The sequence below is a fragment of the Pseudoalteromonas sp. MelDa3 genome, assembly GCF_002863625.1.
Classification (GTDB): Bacteria; Pseudomonadota; Gammaproteobacteria; order Enterobacterales; family Alteromonadaceae; genus Pseudoalteromonas; species Pseudoalteromonas arctica.
Map to the genome: position 1 here is coordinate 135,070 of NZ_PJBR01000007.1, position 6,018 is coordinate 141,087.

At 40.8% G+C, this 6,018-nt stretch carries 7 protein-coding genes and 1 other RNA gene; 4 read left to right on the forward strand and 4 right to left on the reverse strand.

Annotated features, from left to right (window positions below; genetic code table 11):
• Positions 1 to 24 precede the first annotated feature (24 nt).
• Both sspA and CXF89_RS02545 read left to right on the forward strand, forming a co-directional pair.
• Positions 25 to 651, forward strand: coding sequence for a stringent starvation protein SspA (sspA, locus tag CXF89_RS02540; RefSeq protein ID WP_002957965.1), 627 nt, complete (start codon positions 25 to 27; stop codon positions 649 to 651).
• The gene (locus tag CXF89_RS02545) at positions 651 to 1,088 is read left to right on the forward strand and encodes a ClpXP protease specificity-enhancing factor (RefSeq protein WP_007580339.1); all 438 of its coding nucleotides are present in this window, start codon (positions 651 to 653) and stop codon (positions 1,086 to 1,088) included. Before sspA ends, CXF89_RS02545 begins: the two co-directional genes overlap by 1 nt.
• A gap of 58 nt (positions 1,089 to 1,146) precedes the next feature.
• Here CXF89_RS02545 and dolP read toward each other — a convergent pair whose 3' ends face one another.
• Genes dolP through CXF89_RS02565 form a run of 4 tightly spaced genes read right to left on the reverse strand, consistent with a single transcriptional unit; the run spans position 1,147 to position 4,616 of the window.
• Complete coding sequence (gene dolP / locus CXF89_RS02550; RefSeq protein ID WP_121953723.1) at positions 1,147 to 1,713, reverse strand: division/outer membrane stress-associated lipid-binding lipoprotein; 567 nt, start codon at positions 1,711 to 1,713, stop codon at positions 1,147 to 1,149.
• Positions 1,706 to 2,299 (reverse strand): SIS domain-containing protein, encoded by a 594-nt coding sequence (locus tag CXF89_RS02555; protein ID WP_002957968.1) that lies wholly within the window; start codon positions 2,297 to 2,299, stop codon positions 1,706 to 1,708. Before CXF89_RS02555 ends, dolP begins: the two co-directional genes overlap by 8 nt.
• Before the next feature lie 44 nt (positions 2,300 to 2,343).
• On the reverse strand, positions 2,344 to 2,715 hold the full coding sequence (locus CXF89_RS02560; protein WP_024599272.1) for a YraN family protein: 372 nt from the start codon (positions 2,713 to 2,715) through the stop codon (positions 2,344 to 2,346).
• Positions 2,716 to 2,738: 23 nt separating this feature from the next.
• The gene (locus CXF89_RS02565; protein WP_024599273.1) at positions 2,739 to 4,616 is read right to left on the reverse strand and encodes a penicillin-binding protein activator; all 1,878 of its coding nucleotides are present in this window, start codon (positions 4,614 to 4,616) and stop codon (positions 2,739 to 2,741) included.
• A gap of 62 nt (positions 4,617 to 4,678) precedes the next feature.
• Here CXF89_RS02565 and rsmI point away from each other — a divergent pair, with 62 nt between their 5' ends.
• Positions 4,679 to 5,536: a 16S rRNA (cytidine(1402)-2'-O)-methyltransferase gene (rsmI, locus tag CXF89_RS02570; protein ID WP_010554279.1), complete on the forward strand. Its 858-nt coding sequence runs from the start codon at positions 4,679 to 4,681 to the stop codon at positions 5,534 to 5,536.
• Positions 5,537 to 5,578: 42 nt separating this feature from the next.
• An RNA gene (rnpB, locus tag CXF89_RS02575) (RNase P RNA component class A) lies at positions 5,579 to 5,943 on the forward strand.
• Positions 5,944 to 6,018: the final 75 nt, after the last annotated feature.

Consider the following 6,018-nt stretch of genomic DNA (forward strand, 5'->3'; position numbering starts at 1 on the left):
TAGTTATTTAATGGAGGTATAGGCATGGCCGTAGCTGCCAATAAGCGCCCTGTAATGACCCTTTTTTCTGGTGCTAACTGTATGTATAGCCACCAAGTACGTATTGTACTTGCGGAAAAAGGTGTAAGTGTAGATATTCATTTGGCTGAAAAAGATAACTTGCCAGAAGCACTTCACGAAATTAACCCTTACGGTACAGTGCCAACACTGATTGACCGTGAGCTTGGTTTATACCAGGCAAACATCATCATGGAATACCTTGATGAACGTTTTCCTCATCCTCCACTAATGCCTGTTTACCCGGTAATGCGTGGTCGTAGCCGCTTAATGATGCATCGTATTGATACTGATTGGTACAGCCTAGCTGACAAAATCAGTAACAACACGTCAGACGCTGCTCAAGCTCGTAAAGAGCTAACAGAAGCATTGCTTGCTGTAGCACCTATTTTTAGCGAAGCACCTTACTTTATGAGTGAAGAGTTTAGCTTAGTAGACTGTTATTTAGCTCCACTATTATGGCGTTTACCAGAGTTTGGTATTGAGCTTAATGGTGCAGGTTCTAAAGAGCTTAAAGAGTACATGATCCGTTTATTTGAACGTGAGTCATTCCAAGCCTCTTTAACTGAAGCTGAGCGTGAGATCCGTTTATAATGACGCCTAATCGTCCTTATTTATTACGTGCTTTTTTTGATTGGATAGTCGATAACGAGTGTACACCGCATTTAGTGGTAGACGCTGGATTTGCAAATGTACAAGTGCCAACACAATTTGTTCAAGACGGACAAATTGTTTTAAACATAAGTCCATCAGCGGTCACACAGTTTTCGTTAGACTTAACCCAACTTAGCTTCAGTGCGCGCTTTGGTGGTCAGCCAATGCAAGTGTATGTACCTCTAGGTGCTGTGCTTGCAATATACGCGCGTGAAAATGGCGAAGGAACAGTCTTTACCGCAGATGAGTTTTTAGAGGACGAAGACGATTTTGTGCCAGAGCTTGAAAGTGTTGATTCATCAGCTGAGTTTATTGATGAAACACCACCAGAAAAGCCTGAGAAGAAAAAAGGCTCTCATTTACGCGTTATTAAATAATAAGTAAATGCCAAAAAAAACCGCTGAATAAGCGGTTTTTTTATGTCTGTATTTTGCTTTACATATATTCAAATACTTTAATTACACGCTCTACGCCAGAAACATTGCGGGCAATATTTACAGCTTGAGTTGACTCAGAGTCAGATACTAAGCCCATTAAAAAAACTTCAGCATTTTCTGTCACTACTTTAATGTTATTACTGCTAATGTCTTTTGCTGTTAGTAGCTGGGCTTTTACTTTAGAAGTTAGCCAAGAGTCGTGAGTTTGTGTAGTAATGCCAGTATTTGAGCCAATACGAATTTGGTTATGTATTTTACGAATACCTGAAACGCCCTCAATAGTGCGCTGCGCTTCGTTTCTCATTTCTTCGTTAGCAACTTGGCCAACAAGTAAAACAATACCGTTAACGCTTACAGCGCTTATATTGGCAAACTTTTCAAGACGTTCTACTTCGCTAAGTGCAATACTGGCTTTTATTTCAATATTGTTATCGTCAATTTGAGAGCCAATAGTACGGCGGTCGTTCGCTGCAGTTACTGCACTGGCTGTACCTGCAACAACAGCGGCGGCGCAGCCTTGCAGTAATACAACAGTACCTAAAACAATAAGAGAGCGTTTAAACATAATTTTCATCCTGAGGGAAAAGCGTTAAATCAACAAGTTCGCTTAAACAATGTAAGTTAACTAAATGGGATTCGATAATGCGGCTAGGGCGTTTAGATGGCGATCTAATTTCAACATCGTTAGGTCCAAGTAGGCCTACCAACTCGCCACCATCATCACCAACCATAACTATGACCTTCATATCTTTAGTTAGTGCAGCTTCAACGGCAGAAATAACATGTTTTTCGTTGCCGTTTATAGCCAGTACAAGCAATAAATCACCTTGTTGGGCAAAAGCGCGGACTTGGCGAGCAAATGTATCGTGATCGTCCACTTGAGTACTTTGCCCCAGATTAACGTTTTCTTGCGATAGAGCAATTGCAGGTAAGCAGGGACGTTCGGTTTCATAATGATTAACCAACACACCCGCCATATGCTGAGCGAGCATGTGGCAATTTGCAGTACCGCAGCAAATGAGTTTATTTCCGTTGATCAGACTTTGTGCAATAGTAAATGCAGCTGACTCAAGCGCACTCGGTAGTACTTCACCCGCAGCGATTTGAACTTGAATGCTCTCTGTAAAAATTTCTTTAATTGTATCTTGCATAGCCTACCAATAATTTATCTTTATCTTTGTATTTGTATTTGTGTTTAAAATACATTTTTCAGCCAATTAATATTAGGAGATGCTTCTCCTGTAATGGCTACATAATCAATTCTTAGCGCTTGGTTAGTCAAATTTTTAGCTGCTAAGTAATGATAAATACTACGTTTTAATCGAGCTTGCTTTTGTGGGCTAAGCGCATAGTTTGCGCCGCCACGAGCATTGTTTTTACGAAACTTAACCTCAACAAATACAAGGGTGTTACCTTCTTTCATAATGACATCAAGCTCACCAAAGGGGCAGTAATAATTACGTTCAATAGGCGTTAACCCTTGAGTAACTAAGTATTTTTGCGCTTCAAGCTCATAATACTGGCCTTTTTCGCGACTATTGTGCCACAGCTCTTTAAACCACGACATGTCGCCCCCTTACTTAATTAAGTTTAATTTATAGTTTGCATCTCACTTGCTGATTGCATAAACAATGGCACAGGACGCTGCGTTTTTAATTGCACAGATTTAATACGACGATTTGTGTATTGAGCCCAGTCGAGCATACGTTCTATATGACCGCTTGTATTAACTGATAATTTACCGCTTAGGCCACTGTATTGATTACCTGGCATTACGCTTAACTGCCTAATATCAGGTAATACAGATACTGCATCGTATGCCATTGCAAATAAGCGTTGGCTAATATCTACTTGTTCTGGCCATAACGAATCATACTGCTGGCGTAAATTATGTTGTTTAATTTGCGAATCGAGCATCCACGGCAATTCAGTGAAGTATAGGCCGTCTAAGTCGCCTTTGTCAGTACTATCAATTTGTTTACTGTGGCTTTTAGAGCTGGCGTAAAGTGGAATACGATCTGCGAAAGTACTTACGTTTACATCAAGATAAGGTTTAATTAAGCGTGTTTCTATTGCATCACCTAAAATATAAATAACATCAATATCACTGCGTGAGCGCGTTTCATTTTCTACTTCTTGTCTAAATAATGCCTTAACCGTTTTTATGCGCTCTTTTGATTTATCTACTTCCAGCAAGCTTGTAATCGTATTTGGCATATCTTTTTTATCGTTATAAAAGCCTATTTGCGGCTTAGTTTCGCTATAGCGTTGCCACTGTAAGTTAAAATAATCAACAAGACGTTGTCCGTTAGCGTTATTAGGCGCTAGTAGCATCGGCTTTTGGTAACCCATTGCTAAAAAGTGCTCTAGGGCTTGTTCTACTTCGTGCTCAGGATTTAGTGCAAAGTAATAATGTTGAAGTGAAATTCGTTCACCGTCAAAGGTGTTCAAATGTAGTACTGGCGTATCGATAAGCGTTTGCGCATTAGCTAGTTTATCTATATTTGCTTTAAGTAGTGGGCCAATTACAAAGTCAGGCTTTATTTCTTCAAGCTGTGCTGTAATTTCTTCTGTACTTAAGTTTTCATCAATAAAAATAGTGTCGTTGATATTTTGAGTATCAAGTGCTGCTAACACGCCGGCTTTTAGAGCATCACCTAAGCGTTCGTTAGGTCCTGACTGTGGAAACAATACAACTAAGCGTTCTATATTTAGAGGTGCAAACTCAGTAAGCATTTCATCTTGTTTAGGTAAAACAGTAAAAGCGGGGTGCCCAATATAGCGTCTTCGCCAATTATTGATTGCTTGATCTAATTCTACACCGCTGCCTGCATATACTTGATGATATAACGCTAGGTTAGTCCAGCCTTGCTGAATAACCGAACCACGGTTAAAGCGCTCAAGCGCATATGAAGAGAGTTGTTTTAAGTTATCCCACAGATTTTGATTCAGTTGAGGGATTTCAATGTTATTTTTTGCTGCTGTTTCAGAGGCTCTAAAAAAGTAGGGCGCTGCTTTTTTAGGAAAATTTTGTGATGCGTAAATAGTGGCAGTTAAAAACTGATGCCATGCAAAATGTTCAGGTTGAGTAAGTTGTCCGTCTAGCGATTGTAAAATCACTAAGGCTTGATCATTTTTATTCTGTTGTTTTTGTGCAAATGCAATATAAAGGCGGTTTTGAATTTGATCAACACTTGCTGTTAATTCAAGCTCATTTCCAATTGTCTCTAATAAAGGCCAGTTTTGCTCACTAATTGCAGCATCACGTGCACTATAAAGTAATTGTATTTTATCGGCACCTTGGCGGTTTTGCGCCAATTGGTAGATAGATTGCGCACTGGTTGCCTGATTTTGAAGTGCATTAGAGCGGTTACTTACGTTATCGCTGTTTTTAGTTGGTTTTTCGGTTGTGCTACACGCCGATAACCCTGACAATATAATTAATAGACTAACTAGTTTAAGTCGCACAAATGATTTCCCAATACGTTAACGCGATTTGCTTATATTACTGACTGACGCAGGAGACCTCAATGTTAAATGAGGAGAATTCACAGAAAATTGGCACTCTTTACATTGTTGCCACCCCAATTGGCAATTATGACGACTTAAGCCACCGTGCCATTGCGACATTATCGCAAGTTGACTTAATAGCTGCTGAAGACACTCGCCATACCGGCAAGCTACTTAGCCACTTTGGAATTAAGGCTAAAACGTTCGCATTACATGACCACAATGAGAAACAAAAAGCACAGCAAATTATCGATCAACTAAATCAAGGTTTAAATATTGCTTTAGTATCGGATGCTGGTACACCGCTTATTAGTGACCCAGGTTATGCAGTTGTAAACTTATGTCGCGAACAAGGCGCTCATGTTACACCTGTTCCAGGTGCATGTGCTGCAATTACAGCCGTATGTTGTTCAGGCTTACCAACCGACCGTTTTCAGTTTATTGGTTTTACGCCAGCTAAGAGCAAAGCTCGCCAAGACTTTTTTACCGAAGCTGTTAACTCAGGTATCACCAGCATAATGTACGAAAGTACGCACCGTATTATGGCAAGCCTTGATGATTTAGCACTAGCCCTTGGTGATGAGCAACAAGTTGTATTTGCTAAAGAGCTAACCAAAACCTTTGAAACATTTTTTAACGGTAGTGTAAGTGAGCTTAAACAGTTTTTAACAGATGATCCTACCAAGCAGCGCGGCGAAATAGTGTTGATGCTTCCAGGTAAACCAAAGCAAATAGACGATGTTCCGCCAGAAGCGCGCAAAATGCTGGCACTTCTTGAAAGTGAAATGCCAATGAAAAAGGCATGTGGCGTTGTAGCCGAATACTTTGGAATGAAGAAAAACGCTTTATATAAAACAATTATTGAAGAAAAAGAGTAAATTTTACTGCGCTTGGTATTAGCCTCATGTATACTGCGCGCCGAGTCAGCCAAGATGATCGCTGCCTGTGACGAAAATGATCAGGGGGAGGAAAGTCCGGGCTCCATAGGGCAGAGTGCCAGCTAACGGCTGGGGGGCGTGAGCCCACGACAAGTGCAGCAGAGAGGAGACCGCCAATTTTCGGATTGGTAAGGGTGAAAGGGTGCGGTAAGAGCGCACCGGGCCGCTAGTAATAGTCGGTTGCAAGGTAAACTCCACTCGGAGCAAGACCAAATAGGGTTCCTTATGGCGTGGCCCACGTTGGAACCGGGTAGGTTGCTTGAGCCATAGAGCGATTTATGGCCTAGACGAATGATTATCACTTTCTTCGGAAAGGACAAAACCCGGCTTATACGGCTGACTCACTCATTCAATAAAAAGCCCGCAGTTAACGCTGCGGGCTTTTTTGTGTCTAAGTTTTAGTTAATACAATTTAAGTATTA